This is a genomic window from Anaeromassilibacillus sp. D41t1_190614_C2 (genome assembly GCF_015558525.1).
Taxonomy (GTDB): domain Bacteria; phylum Bacillota; class Clostridia; order Oscillospirales; family Acutalibacteraceae; genus Anaeromassilibacillus; species Anaeromassilibacillus stercoravium.
In genome coordinates this window covers 564,606-587,783 of the sequence record NZ_JADMOD010000001.1, presented here as the reverse complement: position 1 = coordinate 587,783, position 23,178 = coordinate 564,606, and the positions used below count along the sequence as shown (strand labels likewise).

Sequence of the window (23,178 nt, the reverse complement as noted above, 5' to 3'; positions counted from 1 at the left end):
ACGGACAATTTTATCGACCCATAGGTCCATCAAAAAATCGGCGATGTCTCCAAAGATGTTGATCACAAAATCCAGCATGGCATAGGACCTCCCGCTTTCACCGTAAAATCATCCATACGTTTGCTACAACCTCTGTTTATTATTTATGATTATATAGGATTTTCATGCGTCTTTCAAGGCTGAAACGGGCGGTGGCAACGGGTTCGCCTACCGTTGTTTGAACATTTGAAACTGCCGCTTGGCGAAACCGGCAGGATGTTTCAATTACAATTTGCCCCACTATTCGTCTATTGTAATCCATGGCGAATTGTTATAAAATGTAATTACATTTTATTTCAGAAAGAAGGTCGATGGATGATGAATCAAGAAGCTTTGCAAGTCATCATTGACAAAACGCACGCATTGATGAACGCGCATTCCTGCTGCAAGGAGGCAAAGGCCGCAGCCCAAGCCTGGCTGGACGCGATTGGCACGGAAAACGAAGCAGAGGCAGCAAAAAAATATGTAGAAGAGCTGGAAGCGGATATCATGCCGGTCGATCAGTTGATCGCTTTTGCCAGTTCGGATACGGGCGCTCAAGTGTTTGGGGCAGAGCAGGCAAAGCAAGTTGCAGCGCACGCCGCTGAAATCAAAGCGGCAGGAGCGAAGTATTGCGATTGCCCGGCCTGCGCCGCGGCAGAAGCCATCCTGGAAAAGAAGGCGCTCCTCTTAAAATAAAAAATGGATTTCCAAGGCGCCAAACGGAACGGAATGGCGCCTATAGGGACCAAGTACGGCCACCCTTTCCAACCGCCCGGGAATTGAACCTGGCATCGTGCAAGTTCGTTCGTGCCGGCCTACAGATGTTGTTACTCCCCGTCAGGGGGCGGCGATTTTGCCATGTTTCTCATGGTTATAGAAATATCATAGGATTGTCCATGCCCCGCCAGGGGACGGTCACTCCCAAGGGTATGGTTTTCTATTTAACGGATCTTTTTGACCCATCACACCCCGCCAGGGGACAAAATAAAGAGCGCATCCGCCCGCCATCGGGTGATGCGCTCTTTTTCATCGCTTTTTCAGAAAAGCCTTCCGTTTTGCTCCTTCTCCAAAAAGAGTTCTCGCCAACGCGCGATGGTCTCCTTACCTGGGCATCCGCCGCGCGTATCCTATTTTTTCCGCCTCCACCAGAGGGTGGGGCCTTCGTGCTCCAGCACAAACCGGCAACGCCGCAGGACATTTTGTGAAGGGCGGTTCTTGCGTTCCGTTTCGGCCAAGACGCTCTCCACATCCTTTCGCTGAAGCGCCCAATCGCACAGGGCGTCCACTGCCTCCGTCATATAGCCGCGGCGCTCGTGCGCCCCGCCCAGCCCATAGCCAATCTCCACCTCGCCGCGTGCGTTGGGCGGCGCTTTAAAATCAGCTGCGCCGACCACCGTCCGGTCCGCCTTCCGCAACAGCAGCCAGAAGCTATGAAACAGATAATTCCGCTCATCCATGGAGGTGATCTTCCACTGCTGCTGGACAATCTCGCGGAATGTCCCTTCGACCGGCTCGCCTTCATAATGGCAGTCCCATTCACGTTCCAAAGCGGGCAGGTCGGAAAGCCATAAGCGCATCTGCCGGGCGCTCAGCGGGCAAAGGAGCAAACGTTTTGTCTCTATGGTCACAATGTTCCTTTCCTTGTATCTATCGGGACCGTTCCCTCTATGGGCGCCGGTCCCCAGTTACAATCTTCAAAAGTTTCCACATCAGCGGAAGATAGGTGGCAATAAATACGGCCATTGCGCCAAACGCCGCCAGCTTCTTCACGCGTTTTGCGAGCGACATTCCGATCAGGACCCCCGCTGAACACAAGCAGAGCTTGATCAGAGCAAGATCCTTCCAATCGGACTGCCGTACATATTCATTTGCATAGGATAACCATTTATGCATCGAAACGGCCTCCTTTCGGTCTTCTCAGTCCAATTCCTTTTGATAGCCGTTCAGCCACGCCCGCTCCGAAAAGGGCTTTTTGACCGCCTCTGCCATGGATTTCGCTGGAACACCCACCGGAAGATATACCGCCACTGTGTATTCCTCTGGAACGCCAAGAAGTGCCCCCATCTCTTTGGCGCGTTCCCCGCGAATCTGTCCCTCGATCCACACCGAAGCGTACCCTTTGGCCGCAATCGCCAACAACATGTTCTCCACCGCTGCGGAATAATCGTGCACATGATAGGAAACGCCGCTGGAGGACATCGTCTCCTTTGTGAGCACTAGGATGGCAGCTGGTGCGGTCGCGGACCACTCCCTCCCATAGATTTCCGCCAGACGCTTGACCAGTACGGGATCGTCCACCCCAATCAGCTGGGTGGTCTGCAAATTGCAGCCGGACGGAGCGGCCAGCCCAGCCTCTAAAATCTCCCGAAGGTCGCTGCGGGGCACGGGCGTGTTGTAAAATTCATTCCGATAGCTTTTTCGCGCACGGATGGCTTCCATGAGTTCCATAAAACCCCTCCTTTTTAAGCAGCGGATACTTGCATATCCGGTTTCTTTCATCATATCCTTGTAACAAAAAATTTGCAAGGCTCCGCGCGCATTATAACGGAGAAAAGGATCACTCTGGTTTTCCTTCTTGGAATAACTTGACATCCATAGGGGAATACGGTAGAGTGTGTTTGAAGAAAGGCCGCGGCAGAAACGCCGCAGAATTCCATTACAGAAGGGCATGCTTATGAAATTAAAGGAATGGATCGACGATCCCAAATTTACAAAAAAAGCCATCAAAGCAGCAATGCTGCTGATTACCTTTGCGGTACTCCTGATCTATGTTGTCTTCCATCTGGAACAAGCGGGTTCCATTTTAAACGCACTCTTCTCTCTGTTTAGCCCCTTTTTGATGGGCATTGCCGTCGCTTTTGTGCTCAATGTGTTGCTAAAGCTCTTCGAAGAGCGCATTTTTGGCTTTTTAAAGCGGAAAAACTCCAAAATTTGGCAGCGTTGTGGGCGCGGGGTCTGCGTCCTGCTTTCCTTTATTGTCGTATTTTTGATTGTGGGCGGGATCATTTTCTTTGTTGTCCCGGAGCTTGCCAACTCCATACAGATTTTAACCGCCGCGATACCGGGATACGTCAATAGCTTTACCAAGTGGCTAAATGGGGTCCTCACCAAATTCGACCTCACCCAGCTCAAAGAAGCCGTGATGCAGATTGATTGGTCTTCCCTGCTCACGCAGGCTTCCCAGGTGACCACGGATGTGGTGGGGTCGGTTGCCAACGCCACCGTCGGCGTTGCGTCCGGCATCTTTACGTTTGTCATGAGCCTAATCTTTTCGGTGTACATGCTGTACAGCAAGGAGAAGCTCATCCGCAACTTGAAGCGCGTCCTGTATGCCTTCCTCCCGGCCAAACGGGCACAGCAGGTGATCTCCATCGGCAGCCTTTCCAGCAATATCTTTTCCGGGTTTGTCACAGGGCAGGTGACAGAAGCGCTGATTCTCGGCTGCCTGTGCTATTTGGGCATGAGCATCATCCGCCTTCCCTATGCGTTATTAATCAGTGTGATCGTCTCCCTCACCAGCTTAATCCCCATTTTGGGTGCCTACATCGGTGGAGCGGTCGGCGCGTTTATTCTGCTGATTATCAACCCGTGGGACTGCCTGTGGTTCTTAATCTTCCTCGTCATCCTCCAACAGGTGGAAGGGAACCTGATCTATCCCCGCGTGGTGGGGACTTCCATCGGGCTTCCGGGCATCTGGGTACTGCTGGCTATTCTGGTCTGTGGCAATCTATGGGGGATTACAGGCATTTTGGTGGGCGTCCCGCTCTTCTCCGTCCTCTACACGCTTTTGCGCACAGCCACGCGTGATTTTCTCCAAAAGAAGGGGATAACGGATCATCAAGTGGAAAAAAATTGCCTATCGCCTGCTTCTGACGCCTCTTCGGGGGAAATGGACGCTTAAAACCGTCTTATCTGGGCAATTTTTGCATCATTTCCTCTTTTATGAATAAATATTTTTCAACTAGAAGCATTTTGTTTTTAAAAAGTGTATAGTAGTGTATAGTAATTAAAAGATAAACTTGGGAGTATAGGAGTTCTTGGATATGAATGAAATCATTACGCATAAAAGCATCAACCAGGAAAGGAGCCAGCTCATCAACCGCGCATTGGTGGCAGACCTGTTGCGGCAAGAAGGGGTCTGTTCCCGCGCTACGTTGGCACAGTTGTCCGGCCTAAAACAGGCGACCATCACCAATATCATCGGGGAATTCATCGAGTGCGGCCTCGTTGTGGAAACCGGGTTGATGAGCGGCTGCAAGGGGCGCCGGTCGATTGGCGTGACATTGAACGACGACCTGTATAAGGTTATCGGTATCCGCATGACGCGGCGCGCCTTTTATATCAGCATTGCCGGCCTGTCGGGAAAGGTCTATGCGGTGGAGGAATATCCCATTGGACCGCGCGACGACGTGCAAAACACCATTTCCCGTATCCGGAACGCCATTCAGGACATCCGCCGGGAAAATTCCTCGACCCATATTCCCGCCGTCTGCATGGCTATGCCCGGCCCCTACCGGGAGGACCGCGACCAGTTGCTCTTTGTCACAGAGCTCTCCGGTTGGCAGAACTTCCCGATCAAAAAGGCGTTGACCGAGGGGTTTGATATCCCCATCTACATAGCCAACGACGCAAATGCCAGCGCGTTCGCACAGCTCTGGTACCGCAGCAAAGAATACGGCATCCGCAATATGATCTATGTGCTGGCGGGTCAGGGCATCGGATGCGGCATCATCACCGACGGCAAGCTGGTCCTGGGGCAGCGCGGGATCGCCGGCGAATTCGGCCACAACACCATCAATTACCGCGGGGCTCTCTGTGAATGTGGCAACCGCGGCTGCCTGGAAAAATATTGTTCGTTCCTGGTCTTTTGCGAGAATATCACCCGCCGCCTACAGGCCGGCGAGCCTTCGATTTTAAGTGAAAATAACCTGACTGCCGCGAGTATCTCCGACGCGGTGAAAACCGGGGACAAAGTGGCGCGCGAAGAATACGAAAAGGCCTGTGAATTTTTATCGATCGGAATTGTGAACCTCATCAACCAATTCAATCCGGGGATGATCGTCATCGGGGACGAGTTGGCCGAGGTCGCACCGGATCTTCTGCTGAAAATCGTATGCGACAAGGTGCATGCCTGCATCAATCCGCTGGTGTACAACGATATTACCATCGAGGTAAACCGCCTGCCGGAGAGCCCCGCCCTATTGGGCGCGGCTGCTATTGCAGCGCAAAACGTGCTTTCCGATCCGACCAAGCTGATGAAGCACGAGAAAGAAGCATAAGGAGGAGTTCGATGGATAAACTCAAAGTTTCCATTCTTGGCGCGGGAAGGATCGCTGCAACCATGGCGGAAACCCTTGCAAAAATGGATGACGTTATTTCCTACTCCGTGGCCGCGCGCGACCTGGATCGGGCACAGGCTTTTGCGGAGAAATATGGATTTGAAAAGGCGTATGGCTCCTATGAGGAGATGCTCCAGGACGACGGCACGGACCTCGTCTATATTGCTACGCCCCACTCTCACCATTATGAACACGCCCTGCTGTGCCTCAACCATGGCAGGCATGTCCTCTGTGAGAAGGCGTTTACCGTCAACCGCAAACAGGCGGAAGAGGTGCTCGCATTGGCCGAGCAAAAGGGGCTGCTGATTACAGAGGCGGTCTGGACACGCTATATGCCATTCGTCAAAACACTTCATGATCTATTGGCATCGGGAGTGATCGGCAAAGTCTGCTCTATGGAAGCCTGTTTTGGATTTGAATTGTCCTGGCACGACCGGCTGGTCAACCCGGCCCTTGCAGGCGGGGCCCTCCTCGATATGGGAATCTACCCGCTGACCCTGGCTTCCATCGCGTTTGGCGACGACATCGCCCATATCGCCTCCCGCTGCATCAAAACAGACCGCGGAGTGGATGCACAGGACAGCATCCTTTTGGAGTATACGGACGGCAAGCTTGCCACCCTCACAACTTCCATGCTCGGCAATTTGCGCAATGAAGCGGCCATCTACGGGACAAAAGGGCACCTGATCCTCCCCAGCTTCTGGCACGCAGAAGAGATCCAGCTCTTTGTCGATGGGGAAGACACGCCCCACATCTATCCGTGCCCGGTGGAGATCAGCGGCTATGAATACGAAGTGCGCTCCTGCGCGCGAGCGATTGCCGCCGGGAAAACGGAATGTACAGAAATGCCCCATTCCGAAACGCTCTATATGATGGGATTGATGGACCGCCTGCGCGAAGCATGGGATCTCCGGTATCCGATGGAAGATGTCTGATCTGCGAGTAAAACGAACCATATCGGACGGACATCCCATCTATATGCATGGGTTTTTCGGAGATAGAGCGATGCCATTAACCGGTTGAAAATTCTGCCGCTTACAAAAAGCCAGCTATATGGAAAAAGCGGAAATGGGCAACACCGCGAATGCTGTTGAGATAGAAAGGAGTTATGAAAATGGGTATCATGGGAAAATTGGCTTCTGGTTTTGCGGGGAATCTCAGCGAGGTTTCTCCTGAATCCTTAATGCAGGAGTTTGGCATGTATCTGATGGACGGGGAAACCATCACCACAGGTTTTAAGCTTATCCGTGATGTTGTGATTGTTACAAATAGGCGCATTATTGACTTTGACAAACAGGGAGCGACCGGCGCCAAAATGCGGGTGGATTCCATCAACCTAAATTGTATTTTCCATGTATCTGCGGAAACGGCTGGTTTTGGCGTGGACGACAGCGAGATCAATATTTACTATATCACCTCGCCCTACTTTAAAGCCAACGGCGGTGTATCCACCGCAGAAAAGAAACTGGAATTTCCCAAAAAGTATAATATCCAGCCCCTTTATAAATATCTTCAGGAGATCGCCTATAACAACCACGAAGCTCTAAACCGCTAAACGAAAAGCCGCTTTCTCGCGTAGAAAGCGGCTTTTGAAAATGTTTATCTAACCGGTTCCAACGGATCGAATGGGCAACCTATGGAACTGGCGAAAAGGTAGTCAGAAGGTAGCCAAAACTCAATAGGATAAAAAAATAAACCGCACGGGGAAGCCAAAAATGGCCTAACCATGCGGTTTATTTGGTGAACCATCGGGGATTCGAACCCCGGACACCCTGATTAAAAGTCAGGTGCTCTGCCAGCTGAGCTAATGATTCACATGCAGCTTATTTATTATAACAGCACACCGAGCAAATGTCAACAAAAATTCTTCTTTCTATTCTACATCTGTCAAAAACATTGGCTGTGATTCTACAAAAAGAGTTCCTATTTCCACCATATAGCTCCAAGGGGCACCGTTCCCTATGCGATAGAGACTCCCTTATAGCACAGTTCTTAAAAGACCTCCCAATGAATTTGATCCACCGGCAATTCTTCGATGCGGTGTGGGGCCGGATGCGTCTCCGGCATCCCGAGCGAAAGGATTGCTTCCAAACGGTAATGGGCAGGGACATGCAACGCGCTTTGCACATATTCCTCCGTGCTTCTCCCATCGGGGGCCTCACGCAGCCTTCCCTGAATCCAGCAGCTGCCAAGCCCCAAAGCGTCCGCCATCAAATGCATATTGGCCATAGCAATCGAGCAATCCTCCACCCATACATCGGATTTCTCTGCATCGGCAAATACAACAATTGCACAATCCGCGTGTTGCAGCATCTTTGCCGACCCTATCCGGCATTCGGATAGCACTTGCAGCATTTTCCGGTCGCGGACAACCACAAATTCCCAAGGACGGATTGAGCGGCTGGAAGCCGAAAGCAATCCCGCTTGTAGCACTTTCTTGAGCGCTTCTTCCGCAATTAGCTGCCCCGTATAGGACCGCACGCTGCGGCGATGTTTCATCTGATCGAGCAAATCCATCAAAAAGCCCCTTTCCAATCAACCGTTACTCCCCTGCTTCTTATAGAAATTGGGTGCATCCCGAAAATCCTGGCCGCATATCCTACGAAAATTTTTTGCCAATAATGGGTTTGGATATGGCCATCTTTTTCCATCTATGGCCGCGCACAACGCCATAAAACAGGCATCGAGCCCCGAACGCGGCTTGGCTTGCGCGTCGAAGCGCCCGACGGAGTTCGCGCTGCAAAACATGCCCAACATACGTGTGGGCGCAAAACAAAGCGCACCCCACCAAGTGAGGCGCGCGTCTTGGAAGCGGCAACTTACCGCTGGCTGGGCTGGCGCGATTCGAACGCGCGGAATGACGGAGTCAAAGTCCGTTGCCTTACCCCTTGGCTACAGCCCAATATATAGCAACACGGGACCGAACAACTTGTCCGTCCCGTGCTCAGCAAACACCCGTAGGCGTCTTTTTTAAGTGGGGTGGAAGATGGGACTCGAACCCACGGTCTCCAGAGCCACAATCTGGCGCTTTAACCAACTAAGCTACATCCACCATAATTGGCGCGCCAAAAGGGACTCGAACCCCTGGCCTACTGCTTAGAAGGCAGTTGCTCTATCCAGCTGAGCTATTGGCGCACGCATTTGGAGCGAGTGATGGGAATCGAACCCACACGACCAGCTTGGAAGGCTGGGGTTCTACCATTGAACTACACTCGCATTTTGCGACGAAAATAAGTATACCACAGCACAAACGGATTTGTCAAGAATTTCAAGCAATTTTGCAGGGATAAGCTTCAAGAAAATCCCATCCACCTTTTGCCCCATAAAAAACATGGGCCGCATGTGTTTTCCCCCAAGCGGCCCATCCTCTTTATTCAACTACAACAGACGCCGTTCCCTTACAGGGAAAGGGAAACCGGCCGGTCCTTATTCCAACGTCTCCATACGGAGCTGATCGTCCGCGGTCAGGGCAATCCCGGACAACGGCTGATCGAAATGATCCACTACCAGCGAGGCAATGCGGTCTTCCACCTCGCGGCGGATCAGGTTGCGCAGGTCGCGCGCGCCGCTTTTCCCGCCGATGGCATGTTCCGCCAGCCAGTGGGTGGCCTTCGTATCGTAGACAAAATGGATATGGCGTTCCTTCAGGGAACCGACATATTCGTCCAGCATCAGGGCGGCAATCTTTTCAAAGTCCTCCAGCGTAAGCTGACGGAACACGATCACCTCGTCCACGCGGCTGAGGAATTCGGGCCGCAGGAACTCAGAAAGCGCTTTCATCGCCTTTTCCTTCGTCACATCCGCATCGCTGCGCGCAAAGCCCAGCGCGCCCTCTTTTTTCTCGCTGCCCGCGTTGGAGGTCATCACAATGACCGTGTTTTCAAAATTCACCGTGCGGCCATGGGCGTCCGTGATCCGGCCCTCATCCAGGATTTGCAGCAGGATATTCATCACGTCCGGATGCGCCTTTTCGATCTCATCGAAGAGCAGCACCGAATACGGGCGGCGGCGGACCTTTTCCGTCACCTGACCCGCCTCGTCATAGCCCACATAGCCCGGCGGGGAACCGATGATACGGGACACCGAATGCTTCTCCATGAACTCCGACATGTCGAGGCGGATCAACGTCTCCGGAGTGTCAAAGAGCTCCTGCGAGAGCACCTTCACCAGCTCGGTCTTTCCCACGCCTGTCGGCCCGACAAAGATAAACGAAGCCGGCCTGCGCCGGGGGCTGATCTGCACCCGGCTGCGGCGGATCGCGGCCGAAATCGCAGAGACCGCCTCTTCCTGGCCGATGATCTTTGCATTCAGCACGCTTTCCAAATCCGAAAGCTTTTTCAGTTCGTTTTCCTGGATACGGCTGGCGGGGATTCCAGTCCAAAGCTCAATGACCTTGGCGAGGTCCGCCTCCTCTACCTCCGCGCCCAAAGCGGCAGGGGCGAGCTCCTTGACCTTTTGGTCCGTCTGCGAGATCTCATAGCGCAGTTTTGCCAGCGCTTCATAGTCGATCTCTCCCCCGTCGTTCGTCATATCGTCCTCTTCCTGGTGCATCTTCTCCAAATCTGCATTTAAGCGGTCGTATTCGGCCATGGGAAGATTGCGGAGCGCTGCGCAGGCGCAGGCCTCATCCAGCAGGTCAATCGCCTTATCTGGCAGGAAGCGGTCGTTGATATAGCGTTCCGAGAGCACCACAGCGCGGCGCACCAATGCATCCGGCACGCGCACGCGGTGATACGATTCATAATACGATTTGATGCCCATCAGCACATCCACTGTCTCGTCAATGGAGGGCTCTGCGATGGTCACCGGCTGGAAGCGGCGCTCCAAGGCAGCGTCCTTTTCAATGTATTTGCGGTATTCCACAAAGGTCGTGGCGCCGATGACCTGGATTTCGCCGCGGGACAATGCAGGCTTGAGGATGTTTGCCGCATTCATGGAACCTTCGGCGTCGCCGGTCCCGACCAGGTTGTGCACCTCGTCGATGAACAGGATGATATTCCCTTCCGCCTTGACCTCATCGACCAAGCTCTTGATGCGGCTCTCAAACTGGCCGCGGAACTGGGTCCCAGCCACCAGGGCGGTGAGGTCCAACAGATGGATCTCCTTCGACTTCAAGCGGGCGGGAACGTCGCCGGCTGCAATGCGCAGCGCCAGCCCCTCCGCAACCGCGGTCTTACCGACGCCGGGCTCACCGATCAGGCAGGGGTTATTTTTGGTACGCCGGCTCAGGATCTGTACCACGCGCGAAATCTCTTTATCGCGCCCGATGATTTTATCAATTTCCCCCCGGCGCGCTTTCGCGGTCAGGTCGGTGCAGTACGTATCCAGCGCTTTGCGCTTTGTCTTGTGCTTTTCCCGCTTATCGCGTTTAGGCGCGGATGAAGGGGGCGGCGTCTCCCCGCCCTTCTGCGGGTTCGTCATATCCGAAAAAATATTCTGCAAAAATGGGAAGGTCGCTGCACCGCCGGGCGTGAATCCTTCCTCGTTGTTTTCGCCGTTGTTTTCTGGATTCATCAGGCTTCCGAACTCGGACTCCATGGCTTCCATCTGCTCTTCGGTAATGCCCATCTTTTCCATCAGATCGTTCACCGGTTTGATACCCAATTCTTTGGCGCAGACCAGGCAGAGGCCCTTTGTCTCCTGTGCGTTTACCGTTGGCGAGATAAACACGACGGCCGGGCGTTTATGGCATCTCGAACACATCATCATATTGCAATCACTTCTTTTTCTAAAAAATAGGTCTCTGAGGCATTGCTATTGCAAACGTACACGGCCGGTGTACATGGCTCTTCCCCAAGCCCTGGAGAGAACCCAGACGCGGCAACCCGCCTCATTTGTATATTCGGAAACGCCGCCCGCGGCCACCGGACGGCGTTGCTTATCGAATTATTGTTTTTTCGCAGGTTTCTTTGCACGGATATCCGCCTTCAGATCGATTTCATCCTTGGGGTCCGTGGAATGCAAGAGCTGCAAAAAAATCTTGACGTATTGAATAAAGGCATAGATCATAAATGCCGCTGTCACCGATAAAAGGGTAATGGTGACGGCAAGGTTTTCCACTTGGAAGAAACCTTTCATGGCGACAATCACAACAAATGAGAAATAGAAAAGAATGGTCGCTACCTTCCCATACCATTTGGAAGCGGTGGGCCGCTTCTTCTTTTTCAAGACCAGGAACGTCCCCGCGACCAGCATTAGAAGCTCTTTCAGGATAAAAATCGCCAAAAGTGGAATCAAAACCGGCTGTTCGATCGCCAAGCATACGGCTACGGTCCCCTGGGTCAGTTTATCGGCCACCGGGTCCAGCATTTTTCCCAATTCGGTAATCTGATTGAACTTCCGTGCGATCATGCCGTCAAACATATCGGAAAGCCCCGAAAGCACCAGGCAGATTGCCGCCGGTAAGATTTGATCGTGCAAAAAGTAATAAACAAACGGCCCGATCAGCACAATCCGAAACAGGGAAAGCGCGTTTGGTACATTGATATTCTTATTCCAGTTCTTCAATTCCTCACAAGCCTTTCCGGGCCGCCGCCGACGGATGCGGCAAAGTCCGCTGTGAAAATATGCGAGCGCTGTTCACGCGCTTAAAAGGCGCCTCCGACCCCTTCCAAAAAGTCTTCCACATGGAACAGGGAATAAACCGGATTGTGCGCAGAAATAAAACGAAAAATATAGGAAGTGGTGAAGAGCTCCTGCTCATGGAGGGGGCCGCTGTCCAATTCAAAGACCGGACCCGCCAACTGCACAAACGAGCACAAAAGCAAGACCACAACAACGCCTTTAAATGCCCCAAACAGGCAGCCCAACAGGCTGTCTGCCGTATGCAACAACGGTAGCCGGCACACGGCGCTCACCGCGGAGGCGATCATCCGCACCAGCATCTGCAACAGCACAAACACAATGGCGGTTGCAATCACCCGCAAGAAATAATATTCCGTGGGGGAAGGGGCGCGCGCCTGTAAAAACAGATCCGCCAAAACGTCTGCCACCAGGCCCGCCAACACCACTGAGGCAACTACGGCGAACAGGTAACCGACAAATTCCACCAACGTACGCATCAGCCCAGCACGATAGCCAGCGACGACGAAGCAAAGTACAATCGCCGCAAAGACGGCGTCTAAGACCAGTCCCACTCGTTTCCTCCCAAATCATCCAATTTTCCAGGAATTTCTTCCCGTCCAAAGGGAGGGCGGAAAGTACCTGATTAATATAGCACAAAAAGGCGATAAACACAAGTTTTCGTTCAAATGTTCATATTCCGTTCACTAACGGTTTGTAACGTACGCCGGCCTTAAAATGCCGCCAGTTCGACATAGCGCAACTCTGAGATTCCCAACACATACGCTTCGCTCTCGCTGGCCAAGGCCACCGCCTTGGCATCGCCTCCGGCATCCACCGTTGCAATAGGATTTCCCCCAACGGCAGAATAGGCGTAAATCGTGCCGCCGGCCAACGCTGCCACGGTGTCCCCATACAGCGAAACCGAACGGATCTCTCCGGGCACGGAAATATTGGCCAGCTCCTTTCCATCGCCGCCCAACACCACCAGGCGGCTGCTCGTGGCGCTATCAAACGCCGTCAGGCTGAGCACCGTGCGGCCGCTGTCCACAGTATATGCCGACAGCTGCATCCCTTGATAATCGTAGTTGACCTTTGTCTGCGTTGCCGTATTGATGACCGCCGTCATCTTATCCCCAATGGCAGATACCGTCCCGTCCGCACTCCAATAGGAATCAAGCATCATGTTCTCCGTATAGGCGGCAAACGGCTCGACCGCCCCTTCCGTGCTGAGATCCAACAGATACACCGCAGAGGTCAATCCCCCGTCCAGGGCGGAAATGGCCGTCACCGCAGCATGGGACCCGGAGGGGTCCAGGGCGACCGAGGTGGGGTAATAGTCCGCAAACCAATATTGAAATTTCGCCGTCCCATCTGGTTTATAGGCGGTCAGTTCCCCGCAGTACCCTTCCGCTTGGGTTGCAAAGGCATAATGCCCATCCTCCGACAGTGCCCCTGCGAAAATGTTTCCTTCCGTATTCTTTTTTTCAACAGTCTTTGTGCGGCTCTCGACCTGATAACCGGTCCCTCCCAGATTATAAATCAAGGTGCGGGAACCGTTTGTCTTCATAACAGGTTCGCTGAAGCTGTGCTGGCGGCTTGCCAGCACCTTGGCGGTGGAATTATAGATGGAGAGGTCCGTGTCGCTCACCACCACAAGCTCTTTATTGACCGAAAGGAAGTTTTTCGGCTCCACGACGGTGCCGGCGATCGGCTGCGGGAAGCCATCGCCCACGCCAATGCCAACCACACGGTCCTGCACCCACTCCATCACGCGGTCGGGGGCAAGATTCTGCCGGTTAAACCACAGCAGCATCCCCACCACGCTCAAAATCAAAATCAGGATGATCTTATAGACCCACCCTGGGATTTTATGCGTGCGCTTTTGCTTTTCCCGGCGCTTGGCGCGCCGTTTCGCAATCTGTTCCGCATGGCGGTCGTGTTTTGCCACGTCGATCTCGCCCGTGGCGAAGCGTTTTCCCTGGCTCATACCGGTCCCTCTCCATAAAACACACGGTTCAGATACAACCCGCAGGGCGGTGCGGTCGGCCCTGCGGCGGTGCGGTCGCGCGCGGCCAGAATCTCCGGAATCTGCTCCGGCTGCAGCTTCCCTTGGGCCACATACAGCAGCGTCCCGACCATGATGCGCACCATATTATAGAGGAACCCATCCGCCGCCACCGTAAAGGTGACCAAGCCGCCGTCCCTCTGTATGCCTGCACGGGTGACCGTGCGGCACATATCGCCGCGGTCCCGCGCATCCGACGTACAAAAGGACGTAAAATCGTGTTTCCCTATGTAATGCGCCGCCGCCTCGTTCATACGGGACAAATCCAAAGGATACCAATAATGAAGCGCCCGGTTCCGCAAAAAAGGATTGCGGACCGGTTCGTTCCAAATCTTATAAATATATTCCTTGCCGAGGCAGGAGTACCGCGCATGGAAGTCCATCGGGACCTCCCTACAGTCCTGCACAGCGATGTCCTCCGGCAAAAAGTGGTTCAATGCGTTGAGCAGCCGTTCGCAGGGGATGGTGTGCCCGGTTTTCAAGCTGATGCAGTATTGATTGGCATGCACCCCGGAATCCGTGCGGCTGCACCCCTTGATCTCGGGCTTCTCGGAGGTAACCTTGAAAAGCGCCTCCTGAAACACCTGCTGCACAGAGACCGCATTGTTCTGAATCTGCCAACCGTGGTACTGCGCGCCGTCGTAACAGAGCGTCAATAACAAATTGCGCATACGCTTTTCCTCCTCTCCGTCCCGGGGATTTTTATAGGATCGCCGGCATCAAAACATTCAGCACAATCACCAGCGCACAGACCGCCACGGAAATCGCGACCGCCCAGCCGTCGCGCGCAGCCATATGCAGCTGTTTCATCTTGGTGCGCCCTTCCCCGCCGTGGTAGCAGCGGCACTCCATGGCCATGGCCAGGTCGTACGCCCGGCGGAAGGACGACACAAAGAGCGGGATCAGGATCGGGATCAGCGCTTTGATCCGCTGCATCAATCCGCCGCTTTCCAGGTCTGCGCCGCGCGCCTTCTGCGCGCTCATGATCTTATCCGTCTCTTCCAAAAGCGTGGGGACGAAGCGCAGGGCGATCGTCATCATCATGGCGATTTCATGGACCCGCACATGGAGCACTTTCAGCGGTTTCATGATGCGCTCCAGAGCGTCCGTCAATTCGGTCGGCGTGGTTGTAAAGGTCAACACCGCGCTGAATAGAATCAAACTCATAATGCGGATCGCGATAAAAATGGCATTTTGGATGCCATTCCAGGTGATCTGCATAAATCCAAAGAGCGTCACCAGCGGCTCCCCTGACCCATAGAACAGGTTCAGAATGCCGGTGAAAATTACAATGAACAAAACCGCTTTCAGGCTCTTGAAATACTGTTTGACCGGCACGCCGGAGCTCGCCATTACGCACACTTCCAGCGCGATCATCAGGAGCAGCGCAGCGAAATTCTGCGCCACAAAGACAAATACAATAAATAGGAAGGTCAAAATCACCTTGACGCGCGGGTCCAGGCGATGGATCACCGATTTTGCGGGGAAATATTGCCCCAGGGTGACATCTCTAACCATGCGTACGCCCTCCTTCCTCCAGCAACGGCATCAGCTGCCGGATCGCCTGCTCCAACGTGAGGGCGGTCTCGACCGGATAGCCGTCTTTTTGCAGCATGGCGAGGATCTTGGTGATCTGCGGGACCCGCAGGCCCATCCGCTCCAATTCCTCCCCGCGTGCAAACACCTTCTTCGTCTCGTCGAACATGGCGGCCTTCCCGCCGTTCATCACCAAAATTCGATCCGCGGTGCGTGCGATATCCTCCATGCTGTGGGAAACCAACAATATCGTATTGTGCCGTACCTCGTGGTAATTCACAATCTGCGAGAGCAGAACGTCGCGCCCGCGCGGGTCCAGGCCTGCGGTGGGTTCATCCAAAATCAGGACGTCCGGGTCCATCGCGATGACGCCCGCGATGGCGACCCGGCGCTTCTCGCCGCCGGAGAGCTCAAACGGGCTCTTTTCCAGGAGCTCTTCCCGCAGGCCGACAAATTTCGCCGCATCGCGCGCACGCTTTTCAATCTCCGCCGGTTCCAGCCCCATGTTGGAGGGACCGAAGGAGATGTCCTTGAGGACTGTCTCTTCGAAGAGCTGGTGCTCCGGGTACTGGAACACCATACCCACGCGGAAGCGTACCGCCCGGATTTTCTTTGGCTCCGCCCAGATGTCCTTCCCGTCCAGCAGCACCGTCCCGGAGGTGGGCCGCAAAAGCCCATTGAACTGCTGGATCAGCGTGGACTTGCCGGAACCGGTATGCCCGATCACGCCGATGAACTCCCCCTGCTCGATGGAGAGGTTCACATGGTCCACCGCCGTCTTCTCAAACGGCGTGCCCGTGCCATATGTGTATGTCAGGTCTTTCGTCTCAATAATCGCCATAGTGCTTTCTCCAAACCTCCGTCAGATTCCGCTGTGCGGATACCTGCGGATCTTTTATTCGTCCTTGCCGGGAGAATTATCTGCCTACCGGCGCCTTCAAAATCCGCTCCAGCGCGGCCACACAATCCTCTTCATTCAATACGCACTCCGGCAATGGATAGCCGCTCGCGCGCAGGCGGTAAATCAGTTCCGTGGCCTGCGGGACGTCCAGTTTGTGCTGCTTGAGCAGCTCCACATGGGAAAACACCTCTTTGGGCGTCCCCTGCAACAAGATCTGCCCGTCGTCCATCACCACCACGCGGCCCGCCTGCACTGCCTCATCCATATAGTGGGTAATCAGGACAATGGTGATCCCCTTTTCCCGGTTCAGCTTGTGGATCGTCCGTAGCACCTCTTCCCTGCCGCGCGGGTCGAGCATCGCGGTCGGCTCGTCCAGCACGATGCACTCCGGCTGCATCGCGATGATCCCCGCGATGGCAATGCGCTGCTTTTGGCCGCCGGAAAGCTTATAGGGGGCGTTCAGGCGGTAATCGTACATCTCCACCGCCTTTAGCGCGTCGTCCACCCGCCTGCGGATCTCCTCCGGCGCGATGCCGAGGTTCTCCGGGCCGAATGCCACGTCCTCTTCCACGATACTGGCCACCAGTTGGTTGTCCGGATTTTGCAGGACCAGCCCCACGCGGCGGCGAATCTCGTAGACGAGACTTTCATCGAGGGTATCCATCCCCTCCACGTAGACCTTGCCCCCAGCGGGCAACAGCATGGCGTTGAACATCTTGGCGATGGTGGATTTTCCCGACCCATTGTGGCCGAGCAGTGCGACAAACTCGCCCTTCTGAATCTCGAGGTTGACGCCCTTGAGCACCTCGTGCACCTTCCCGGCTTCGCCGTCTTCCACATCGTCATAGGTGAATTTCAAATCCTTTGTCTGTATAAAAGCCATTTGTTTTTACTCCCTGTAATTTCAGCAATGGCGCTAACCGCCGGTGGATGGTCTTCTGTTTGGGCGCAGCCCACAGCGCCGTACTTCGATCGAATCCCGCGCTAGCCGGTTCGCAATGTCCCTCGCAAAAGGTATTCGCTCGAACCTATTTCAAATCATGCGCTTTTCTCAAACATCTCAAGCACACTTTTCAAATCCAAATTGTATAAAACATATTGTAATATCCGATATGTTGTCGAATTAAGACTCCCAAATTGCGGTACTCCCGCAGGGAAGGACCAGCCCAGTTTCCGTCACCGGAAGCCCGATCTCCCCGGAGGAAACCTTCCCGCCAAAGCGCTTTTGCAGCAACACGCCCAGCAGGTATTCCATCACCGCGGGCGAAAGGCCGGTGGTGTAGGAATTCAGGATGAAGAACAGCGGGTTCTCGGACAAAATCGGCACGCACATCTCCACCAGGGAATAGAGCTGTTCCTCCAGCTTCCAGACCTCCCCGCCGGGGCCGCGCCCATAGGACGGAGGGTCCATGATGATGCCCTCATAATGGTTCCCGCGGCGCTGCTCCCGCTGGACGAATTTCATGCAGTCGTCCACCAGCCAGCGCACCGGCCGATCCGCCAGGCCGGAGGCCGCTGCGTTCTCCTTCGCCCAGGCGACCATCCCCTTGGAGGCATCGACATGGCAGACCTGCGCACCCGCCTTTGCACAGGCGAGCGTAGCCGCCCCGGTATAACCGAACAAGTTTAAAACCTTTACAGGGCGGCCCGCCGCGCCGATTTTCTGCATGGCAAACTCCCAGTTTACCGCCTGCTCCGGAAAGATTCCGGTATGTTTGAAGCCCATGGTCTTGAGCTGGAAGGTCAGCTCCCCATAGCGGATCTTCCACATGGAAGGCACCTTTCGATACTCCTGCCAGCTCCCGCCACCCGTATGGGAGCGCTGGTAGCGCGCATGCGCTTCACGCCAAAGGGGATTTTTGCGCGGCGTATTCCAGATGATCTGTGGGTCGGGGCGGATGAGGACGATATTCCCCCACCGCTCCAATCGTTCGCCGCCGGACGTGTCGATCAGTTCGTAATCCTTCCATGCTGCCGCTCTCAAAGCAAACCCTCTCTTATCCGTCAATTTTCAATACAAATCGTACGATTATAAATCAATTCTACAAAATGTTTACACTTTTTTACGCCAAACGCTCCCGCAGGACATCCGCCACGGAGTTCGCAAGCACATTGATATACTCCAAGTCCTCGCCCTCGATCATCACGCGCAGGAGCGGCTCCGTACCGGACGGGCGGACCACGATGCGGCCGCTGGTCCCCAGCTTCGCCTTCGCGTTTTCGATGGCCTCCTTGACCTCGCTGTCCGTGTAGAAATGTAGCTTCCCCTCCGGGCCCACCTGCACATTGACGATCACCTGCGGATAGCGAGTCATCAGGGTTGCTAGGCTGGAAAGCTTCGCCTCGCGGCGGTGGACAATGCTCAGCAGCTGTGCCGCCGTCATCTGGCCGTCGCCGGTTGTGGCAAAATCCAGGAAGATCACATGGCCGCTCTGCTCGCCGCCAAAATTATAGCCTTCCAGCTGCATCTCCTCCAGCACATAGCGGTCGCCGACCTTGGTCGCCTCGAAATGCAGGCCGTTTTCGCTGCAAAAACGGGTGAAGCCCATGTTGGTCATGATGGTGCCCACCACAGTGTTCTTCGCCAGCTTGCCGCGCGATTTCATATCCGCGGCGCAGATGGCCATCACAAAGTCGCCGTCCACCAGCTGGCCCTTGTCGTCCACAGCGAGGCAGCGGTCCGCATCGCCGTCAAACGCGATGCCCGCGTCCAGGTGGTTCTCCTTGACAAAGCTCATCAGGTTTTCCATATGGGTGGACCCGCAATTGTCGTTGACGTTCACCCCGTTGGGCTTGTCGGCCAGCATATGGCACTCCGCGCCCAATTCCGTGAACAGCAGCTCCGCCGTGCGGGAGGCCGCGCCGTTTGCACAGTCGATGCCAATCCGCATACCGGTCAACGCAAACGGGACCGTGCTCTTGATGTGGTCCACATAATCACGCACCACGTTCGGCGCAGTGGTTACGCTGCCGATGTCGCCCCCTGTGGGGACCGGCGGAACGTCGGCGTGGTCGAGGACGATGGCCTCGATCTGCTCTTCGAGCGCGTCTGGCAGCTTATAGCCGTCGCCGCTGAAAATTTTGATCCCATTGAATTCGCAGGGGTTGTGCGACGCTGTGAGCATTACGCCCGCGTCCGCTTTGTATTTGCCGACCAAGAACGCCACCGCCGGGGTCGGCACAACACCGAGCTGCACAACATTAGCCCCCACGCTGCACAGGCCAGCTGTAATTGCACTCTCCAACATATCGGAAGAAATGCGCGTGTCTTTTCCGATCAAAATTTTAGGATGGCGGTGGTTGTTGTCCGTCAACACCATCGCCGCCGCCCGGCCGATGTTCATGGCCATCTCACAGGTAAGCTCCGAATTTGCGACGCCTCTGACGCCGTCCGTTCCAAAAAGTCTGCCCATAGCTTAACACACTCCTTAAAATCGTTCCCCTTTTTCCGGGGGTAGTTTTCTTGCCAAAACGCTCCGAAACCAATCTTTTTTCCTATTGTAACGGCTTTTTCCTGAAAACCGCGTCGCAATCTCATACGACCGGCCAGAAACCAGTGATTCGCAAGGCCACCGGACACTTTTCCAAACCGGCGAGATCCTTCGCCCGCTTGGAAAACCGCCCTGCGGCTAGAGGTCTAAAAGCGGCAGCACATGGATCACCGGCTCCTCATAGGGATGCAACTGCCGGACCGCTTCCACCGCCTGCGCTGCCAGCTCCCGCGGGCAGACCGCTTCCATTTTGCACTCCGCGCCCTGGCAAAGCTCCCCCACCGTCCCGTCGTACGGCTCCGCGCCGGGAAGCGGCCGCCAAGTTCCGGTGACGGCGGCCACGGAGGAACAGCAGTCATACTTCCCGATGTGGCAGGCGCCCAACTCGTTCAACGCTTCCCGGAGGCGGCTAAGGTATGCTTCCGGCACATAAATTTCCAGTTTGACACGTGAAAATTCCAAACGCAAATTCCTTTCTAACCGTTTCTCCCTCTCCGAGACGGCAAGGGAGAATATCTTGGAAAACACGGACTTTGTCTAAATGCTGTTTCAACCCTCGTCTCCCGGGGAGACGGCAATTTTTATTGATACGCTACATCCGAACACCCTTGCCGCTTTTTCCTCCGAGCAAAGCGCGGTATGGCGGACAAAGCCGGACAGAACAAGTGATTTCTACCCGCACCGCCCTTCGGCGGCGATCAAGAAGCCGGAAGGATCGGTCTTCCCGCAATCGTTTTTTCAACCCACGGCCCCTCAAAGGGCCGGCAACGCAAAAAGGGATTTATTTCCCGTCCAGTGAATCTTTTGAGGCGCTGTCCTTCGGTTCCTGCGCCCTGGCCAAATCGAAGAAGCTCTGCTGCGGGGTCTGCTCCCCCGGCGGCGTCAACCCCAGATGCAGGTACGCCGCGCGTGTGACGCAGCGTCCGCGGGGCGTGCGGTTCAAAAAGCCGATCTGCATCAGATACGGTTCATAGACGTCCTCGATGGTGACCGCTTCTTCCCCGATGGCCGCCGCAAGCGTCTCCAATCCCACCGGGCCGCCGTTATAATAGCGAATCATGGCGCTGAGCATCCGCCGGTCGTTGGCGTCCAGCCCGATCTCGTCCACTTCGAGGCGGTCCAGGCCGATCTTAGCGGATTGGTACGTAATCACCCCGTCCGTCATCACCTGCGCAAAATCCCGCACGCGCCGGAGCATCCGGTTCGCAATACGCGGCGTCCCCCGCGAGCGCGAGGCGATTTCCAGCGCGCCGTCCGCCTCAATGGGGATGCCCAGGATGCGCGCGCTCCGGGTGACAATCTTGGCCAGCTCCTCCGGGGAATACATTTCCAGCCGCAGCACCACGCCAAAGCGGTCGCGCAGCGGCGCGGAAAGCTGGCCCGCGCGCGTTGTGGCCCCCACCAGCGTAAACTTGGGCAGCGGCAAATGGTAGGAAGCTGCCATCTGCCCCTTGCCGGTGATGATGTCCAGCGCATAGTCCTCCATCGCCGGATAGAGGATCTCCTCCACGCTGCGCGACAGGCGGTGCACTTCGTCGATAAAGAGCACATCGCCGGGGTTCAGGTTGGTCAGCAGCGCGGCGAGATCCCCTGGCTTTTCAATCGCTGGGCCGGAGGTGATGCGCAAATTGACGTTCAATTCGTTGGCGATGATCCCCGCCAGCGTCGTCTTGCCGAGCCCCGGCGGGCCGTACAGCAGCACATGGTCCAGCGATTCCTTGCGCTGCTTGGCCGCCTCGATAAAGACCGCCAGGTTCTCCTTTACCTTTTCCTGACCGATGTATTCCTCCAAGGTCCGGGGGCGCAGAGGGTTTTCCACCTCCGCATCCTCGGGGGCGTACTCCGGCGCAACCATCCGGTTTTCAAAGTCCATCTCATTCTCGTAATCCATCGGCACGCCTCACCACCCTTTCACCGGTTTTTCCCGAATTCCTTCAGCGCCAAGCGGATGAGCTCTTCCGTTGGCAAGCTGCTGTCAAATTTCGCTACCACAGAGGCCGCGTCCGTCGGCGTATAGCCCAACACGGACAGCGCACTGACGGCGTTGGCAGCGTTCCCCGCTGCCGACGGCACCCCGCCCGCTGGTGCAAAGCCCTCCAGGACTCCGCCGCCCATCTTTTTCACCTTGTCTTTCAATTCCAACACGATGCGCTGCGCCAGCTTTGCGCCCACGCCGCTGGCGCGGGTCAGCGATTTGCTGTCCCCCGATGCCGCGGCCATGGCCACCTGCTCCGGCGAAAGCTCGCTCAAAATGGCAAGCCCCACCTTCGGCCCCACGCCGGAAACCGCCGTCAGCATTTTAAAGCAGTTTAGCTCCATCATCGTGGCAAAGCCGAACAGATCCATTGCATCCTCCCGGACATTCAAATGGGTAAACAGCTTGACCTGTTCGCCGATCTGCGGCATGGTGCGCTGGGTGCTCAGCGTGGTGAGGCACTTAAAGCCCACCCCTGCGCACTCCACCACAACAAACCCGGGCTCCATATGCGTCAATGTTCCCTTGATACTATAAAACATACGCCACTCCGTCTATCTCATGATCTGCGCCCCAGCAGCGCCTGCCGCAGGGACGACCCCGCTGCCTGCCCGTGGCAGATGGCCATAGCCAAGGCGTCCGCCACATCGTCCGGCTTGGGGATTTGTTGCAGGCACAGAAGCCGCCGGGTCATCTCCATCACCTGGGGTTTGAGCGCCTGCCCGTAACCCGTCACTGCCTGCTTCACTTGCAGCGGCGTGTACTCATAGACCGGCACGCCGGCCTTTTGGGTCGCCAGCAAAATCACGCCGCGCGCCTCGGCCACGCCGATCGCCGTTGTTTTGTTGTTTTTAAAATAGAGCTTTTCGATGCTGACCGCGTCCGGCTTCCACTTTTGCAGCACTTCCGTCATCGCATCGTATATGATTTCCAACCGGCGGTTGAAATTCTCCCCCGCCTTGGTGACGATCGCCCCGTGTTCCAACGGTACAAACCGCCCATTTTGTGCGCGAATGACCCCGTAGCCAACAATGGCATAGCCCGGGTCAATTCCAAGAATGACCATTTCCTGTCTCCATTTGCCAAACGAGTTTCCATAATATTCGCTTTATTATAGCACATCCGTTCCAATTAGAAAAGGGGAAAAGCGTGCGGCAAAGCCGCATGAAACCTGCGCTTTTTCGCAAACATCTGGGCAAGATACGAGAAAGATATATCCATAGAAATAAGATTTGTCCGTTCGCACAAAAAAGATTGCAATTTTAGTAAATTAGTGTATAATTGGC

The 23,178-nt window shown here is 55.2% G+C and carries 23 protein-coding genes and 5 tRNA genes; 5 read left to right on the top strand and 23 right to left on the bottom strand.

Going from position 1 to position 23,178, the window contains the following annotated elements; genetic code table 11:
- Positions 1-357: 357 nt before the first annotated feature.
- Complete coding sequence (locus I2G69_RS02530) at positions 358-717, top strand: molecular chaperone Hsp90 (protein WP_191363109.1); 360 nt, start codon at positions 358-360, stop codon at positions 715-717.
- 431 nt (positions 718-1,148) lie between these two features.
- On the opposite strand, the gene I2G69_RS02525 is transcribed toward I2G69_RS02530, so the two are convergent.
- Genes I2G69_RS02525 through I2G69_RS02515 form a run of 3 tightly spaced genes read right to left on the bottom strand, consistent with a single transcriptional unit; the run spans position 1,149 to position 2,469 of the window.
- Entirely contained in the window at positions 1,149-1,649 is a 501-nt protein-coding gene (locus tag I2G69_RS02525; protein WP_087230414.1) for a GNAT family N-acetyltransferase, read from the bottom strand.
- 37 nt (positions 1,650-1,686) lie between these two features.
- The gene (locus I2G69_RS02520) at positions 1,687-1,914 is read right to left on the bottom strand and encodes a hypothetical protein (RefSeq protein WP_191363090.1); all 228 of its coding nucleotides are present in this window, start codon (positions 1,912-1,914) and stop codon (positions 1,687-1,689) included.
- Between the two features lie 24 nt (positions 1,915-1,938).
- The gene (locus tag I2G69_RS02515; protein ID WP_191363089.1) at positions 1,939-2,469 is read right to left on the bottom strand and encodes a nitroreductase family protein; all 531 of its coding nucleotides are present in this window, start codon (positions 2,467-2,469) and stop codon (positions 1,939-1,941) included.
- Positions 2,470-2,695: 226 nt separating this feature from the next.
- Here I2G69_RS02515 and I2G69_RS02510 point away from each other — a divergent pair, with 226 nt between their 5' ends.
- From I2G69_RS02510 to I2G69_RS02495, 4 genes are all read left to right on the top strand, one after another.
- Entirely contained in the window at positions 2,696-3,922 is a 1,227-nt protein-coding gene (locus I2G69_RS02510) for an AI-2E family transporter (RefSeq protein ID WP_191363088.1), read from the top strand.
- 142 nt (positions 3,923-4,064) lie between these two features.
- Complete coding sequence (locus I2G69_RS02505) at positions 4,065-5,300, top strand: ROK family protein (protein WP_087230403.1); 1,236 nt, start codon at positions 4,065-4,067, stop codon at positions 5,298-5,300.
- Positions 5,301-5,311: 11 nt separating this feature from the next.
- The gene (locus I2G69_RS02500) at positions 5,312-6,295 is read left to right on the top strand and encodes a Gfo/Idh/MocA family protein (RefSeq protein ID WP_195560145.1); all 984 of its coding nucleotides are present in this window, start codon (positions 5,312-5,314) and stop codon (positions 6,293-6,295) included.
- Between the two features lie 179 nt (positions 6,296-6,474).
- Positions 6,475-6,915, top strand: a complete 441-nt coding sequence (locus I2G69_RS02495; RefSeq protein WP_087230397.1) for a PH domain-containing protein — start codon at positions 6,475-6,477, stop codon at positions 6,913-6,915.
- Positions 6,916-7,098: 183 nt separating this feature from the next.
- On the opposite strand, the gene I2G69_RS02490 is transcribed toward I2G69_RS02495, so the two are convergent.
- From I2G69_RS02490 to ruvC, 20 genes are all read right to left on the bottom strand, one after another.
- Positions 7,099-7,174: transfer RNA gene (locus tag I2G69_RS02490), tRNA-Lys, on the bottom strand.
- 178 nt (positions 7,175-7,352) lie between these two features.
- Positions 7,353-7,877, bottom strand: a complete 525-nt coding sequence (locus tag I2G69_RS02485; RefSeq protein ID WP_191448296.1) for a nitroreductase family protein — start codon at positions 7,875-7,877, stop codon at positions 7,353-7,355.
- A gap of 309 nt (positions 7,878-8,186) precedes the next feature.
- Positions 8,187-8,262, bottom strand: a tRNA-Gln gene (locus I2G69_RS02480).
- A 73-nt stretch (positions 8,263-8,335) separates the two neighbouring features.
- Positions 8,336-8,412 (bottom strand) — tRNA-His (locus tag I2G69_RS02475).
- A gap of 6 nt (positions 8,413-8,418) precedes the next feature.
- A tRNA-Arg gene (locus tag I2G69_RS02470) sits at positions 8,419-8,495 on the bottom strand.
- A 7-nt stretch (positions 8,496-8,502) separates the two neighbouring features.
- Positions 8,503-8,576 (bottom strand) — tRNA-Gly (locus I2G69_RS02465).
- A gap of 210 nt (positions 8,577-8,786) precedes the next feature.
- Positions 8,787-11,066, bottom strand: coding sequence for an ATP-dependent Clp protease ATP-binding subunit (locus I2G69_RS02460; RefSeq protein ID WP_087230997.1), 2,280 nt, complete (start codon positions 11,064-11,066; stop codon positions 8,787-8,789).
- Between the two features lie 180 nt (positions 11,067-11,246).
- A complete protein-coding gene (locus I2G69_RS02455) occupies positions 11,247-11,867 on the bottom strand; it encodes a CDP-alcohol phosphatidyltransferase family protein (protein ID WP_087230391.1) in 621 nt (206 codons plus the stop codon).
- 80 nt (positions 11,868-11,947) lie between these two features.
- Positions 11,948-12,496: a CvpA family protein gene (locus I2G69_RS02450; protein ID WP_087230388.1), complete on the bottom strand. Its 549-nt coding sequence runs from the start codon at positions 12,494-12,496 to the stop codon at positions 11,948-11,950.
- A gap of 158 nt (positions 12,497-12,654) precedes the next feature.
- Positions 12,655-13,911: a DUF5711 family protein gene (locus tag I2G69_RS02445; RefSeq protein WP_087230385.1), complete on the bottom strand. Its 1,257-nt coding sequence runs from the start codon at positions 13,909-13,911 to the stop codon at positions 12,655-12,657.
- Positions 13,908-14,660 carry a tRNA pseudouridine(38-40) synthase TruA gene (gene truA / locus I2G69_RS02440; protein ID WP_087230383.1) on the bottom strand — a complete coding sequence of 251 codons (753 nt, stop codon included), beginning with the start codon at positions 14,658-14,660 and terminating at the stop codon, positions 13,908-13,910. The genes I2G69_RS02445 and truA overlap by 4 nt, the downstream gene beginning before the upstream one ends.
- Before the next feature lie 31 nt (positions 14,661-14,691).
- Positions 14,692-15,507: an energy-coupling factor transporter transmembrane component T family protein gene (locus tag I2G69_RS02435; protein WP_087230380.1), complete on the bottom strand. Its 816-nt coding sequence runs from the start codon at positions 15,505-15,507 to the stop codon at positions 14,692-14,694.
- Positions 15,500-16,366 (bottom strand): energy-coupling factor transporter ATPase, encoded by an 867-nt coding sequence (locus tag I2G69_RS02430; RefSeq protein WP_087230378.1) that lies wholly within the window; start codon positions 16,364-16,366, stop codon positions 15,500-15,502. Before I2G69_RS02430 ends, I2G69_RS02435 begins: the two co-directional genes overlap by 8 nt.
- 76 nt (positions 16,367-16,442) lie before the next feature.
- Entirely contained in the window at positions 16,443-17,309 is an 867-nt protein-coding gene (locus I2G69_RS02425) for an energy-coupling factor transporter ATPase (protein WP_191362847.1), read from the bottom strand.
- A 240-nt stretch (positions 17,310-17,549) separates the two neighbouring features.
- Positions 17,550-18,410: a class I SAM-dependent methyltransferase gene (locus tag I2G69_RS02420; protein WP_087230373.1), complete on the bottom strand. Its 861-nt coding sequence runs from the start codon at positions 18,408-18,410 to the stop codon at positions 17,550-17,552.
- 79 nt (positions 18,411-18,489) lie between these two features.
- Positions 18,490-19,839: a phosphoglucosamine mutase gene (gene glmM / locus I2G69_RS02415; RefSeq protein WP_087230370.1), complete on the bottom strand. Its 1,350-nt coding sequence runs from the start codon at positions 19,837-19,839 to the stop codon at positions 18,490-18,492.
- A 216-nt stretch (positions 19,840-20,055) separates the two neighbouring features.
- Complete coding sequence (locus I2G69_RS02410; RefSeq protein ID WP_191362845.1) at positions 20,056-20,379, bottom strand: cytochrome C biogenesis protein; 324 nt, start codon at positions 20,377-20,379, stop codon at positions 20,056-20,058.
- Positions 20,380-20,698: 319 nt separating this feature from the next.
- Positions 20,699-21,772 carry a Holliday junction branch migration DNA helicase RuvB gene (gene ruvB / locus I2G69_RS02405; protein WP_442856103.1) on the bottom strand — a complete coding sequence of 358 codons (1,074 nt, stop codon included), beginning with the start codon at positions 21,770-21,772 and terminating at the stop codon, positions 20,699-20,701.
- Positions 21,773-21,828: 56 nt separating this feature from the next.
- Positions 21,829-22,434: a Holliday junction branch migration protein RuvA gene (ruvA, locus tag I2G69_RS02400; RefSeq protein WP_087230360.1), complete on the bottom strand. Its 606-nt coding sequence runs from the start codon at positions 22,432-22,434 to the stop codon at positions 21,829-21,831.
- Positions 22,435-22,451: 17 nt separating this feature from the next.
- Positions 22,452-22,958 carry a crossover junction endodeoxyribonuclease RuvC gene (ruvC, locus tag I2G69_RS02395; protein ID WP_087230357.1) on the bottom strand — a complete coding sequence of 169 codons (507 nt, stop codon included), beginning with the start codon at positions 22,956-22,958 and terminating at the stop codon, positions 22,452-22,454.
- Between the last annotated feature and the right edge of the window lie 220 nt (positions 22,959-23,178).